Here is a 2,266-nt window from a genome sequence, read left to right on the forward strand (position 1 = left end):
AAAGCCTTACGATGAATCTCAAGGTGACCTATTCAACGAAGTGGAATGTGAGGCCGCTAAGGAAGAAGAAGTTGAGGTCACGACGACCACCACCACGAAGAAGCGTGGTAAACGTAAGCCACTTCCAAAGACCTTGCCTCGTGAGATTATCGAACTTGATTTAGACGACCATGAAAAGCAGTGCTCATGCTGCAATCATACCCTTCATAAAATCGGTGAAGACCGCAGCGAGAAACTGGAGTTCTCACCAGCCGTGCTCAAAGTGCTGGAATATGTTCGTCCTAAATATGCTTGCCGCCAGTGCGAAAAGACCGAAGACAACAGCCACATCCTTCAAAAGCCAGCACCGCAAAGTATTATCCCTAAGAGCTTCGCGACAGAAAGCTTGCTTGCCAATATCATCCTTGGCAAATACCAATACGCGATGCCACTGTATCGCCAAGAGTCGTTGTTTACCCAATCGGGTATTGACCTATCACGTACCACCATGGCGAGATGGATTATCCAAGTCAGTGAAAAGTTCGCCCCGCTTTACGCTGTTTTGAAAACGCACCTACTAGAGCAAGTGGTGGTTCAGGCGGATGAAACGCCGCTCAATGTCCTCAAGGAAGATAAACAGTGCTATATGTGGCTTTACTGCTCGGGAGCAGACTCACCAGAAGCCGCACTACCGAATGTGAAAAATATCGCCTTGTACGACTATCAAAACAGTCGCGCGAGGGCATGCCCTGTTACCTTCTTGGAAGACTACACTCTATGGGATAGAATCCCGTTTAAAAGGTGAGCTTGCGGAAAAACGAAAAGCAGAGCGTCAACAGCATGCTAAGCCGATATTGGATGAGTTGTACCAGTGGATGACGACTCAACAAGTGATAGAGTCTAGCCCGCTGGGTAAAGCGATAAAATACACGCTCGGTCAATGGCCGAAGCTCATCCGCTATATCGATGACGGTCACTTATCGATAGACAATAACCGTGCTGAACGTGCAATTAAGCCGCTGGTTATTGGCAGAAAAAATTGGTTGCTCTCGACAACTGCAAATGGCGCTGAAGCGAGCGCGATGCTTTACAGCATCGTCGAGACAGCGAAAGCCAAAGGCCTTATCCTTTACGACTACATGGTCAAGTGCATGAAAGAGTTAGCGAAAGCAGAACCTGATATCAATGCACTCCTGCCTTGGAACTTCAAACATTAGTAATATCGCCCGTGGGTTCATGGGGCGGATACGTTGTTGGTGCTCGAAGTGTAACTTTGTACACTATAGACATTGCTCCTTGATACAAGAGGCTTCTCAAACGCTTATCTGCGCAACTTTTAGAAATATGCCCTATACGCTCTTTACCGCCAGTAGAGTGTTGTTTAGGCGTTAATCCTATACAAGCAGACGCATCTCGACTTCGAACAAATTCTTTACCATTACCTAAACGTACCATTAGACCTAATGCTACGATTGGCCCAACTCCTTCTAGTTTACTAAGCTTTTTACAGATTTTATTTTGACTAACATGCTCTGTGATTAAACCGTCGTAGTATTCTATTTGTTCTGTATACATAGCTAATAAATCAGATTGAGATGCGAGTACTTGCCGTAAAGAATCTGGTAACTCATTTTCTGCATCTTCTAATATTTCTGGGATCCGTTTTACTAAAGGAGTTATTCCTTTGGGCAAAACGATGCCAAATTCCATTAAGAACCCACGCATTTGATTACTAAGTGCTGTTCGTTGGGCTATCTGTAATGCCCGAGCACGATCCAAACACTGTAGTCCTTGCTCTTCTTCAGACATCTGACTGCAACTAGATATATGAGGAAGTAGAGCGGCAACCCCTATCGCATAAGCATCATTCTTATCCGTTTTCTGTTTGAGTTGTAGACCTGTAACTGCACGAGGGGGGATGACTTTAATTTCGTAATTATTTTTCTTCGCTAAGCGAGCCCAGTAATGAGAACCACCACAAGCCTCCATGACCACTAAAGAAAACTTCTTCTTTCCAGTTAGCAGTCTGATCAAACTAGTACGGCTGATAGCTTTGTTCATGAGAACTTCACCATTGATTCTCATATAGCAAACTTGAAATGAGTTTTTCGCTAGGTCGATGGCAAGTATTAGATTGTCTTCCATATCTGAGCTCCACTATTTTTACAGGTGTATTTATAACGTAGTCCCCGAGGGGAGAGGAGTCCATACATCTATAGTGGGCATCTAACCTGACATTGCGCGACATACGGAACAAGGTAAGCCTGTATCACTCCCTTTGGGAAAG

At 44.7% G+C, this 2,266-nt stretch carries 1 protein-coding gene and 1 pseudogene; one reads left to right on the top strand and one right to left on the bottom strand.

The features are described from left to right. Positions 1–1,196: pseudogene (gene tnpC / locus A142_RS12530) on the top strand (IS66 family transposase); the annotation flags it as partial. Here tnpC and A142_RS12535 read toward each other — a convergent pair. Then, positions 1,186–2,124: an IS110 family transposase gene (locus tag A142_RS12535; RefSeq protein ID WP_019819907.1), complete on the bottom strand. Its 939-nt coding sequence runs from the start codon at positions 2,122–2,124 to the stop codon at positions 1,186–1,188. The pseudogene tnpC and the gene A142_RS12535 sit on opposite strands and share 11 nt — an antisense overlap. Positions 2,125–2,266: the final 142 nt, after the last annotated feature.

It is taken from the genome of Vibrio splendidus 12E03 (genome assembly GCF_000272105.2).
Lineage (GTDB): Bacteria > Pseudomonadota > Gammaproteobacteria > Enterobacterales > Vibrionaceae > Vibrio > Vibrio splendidus_I.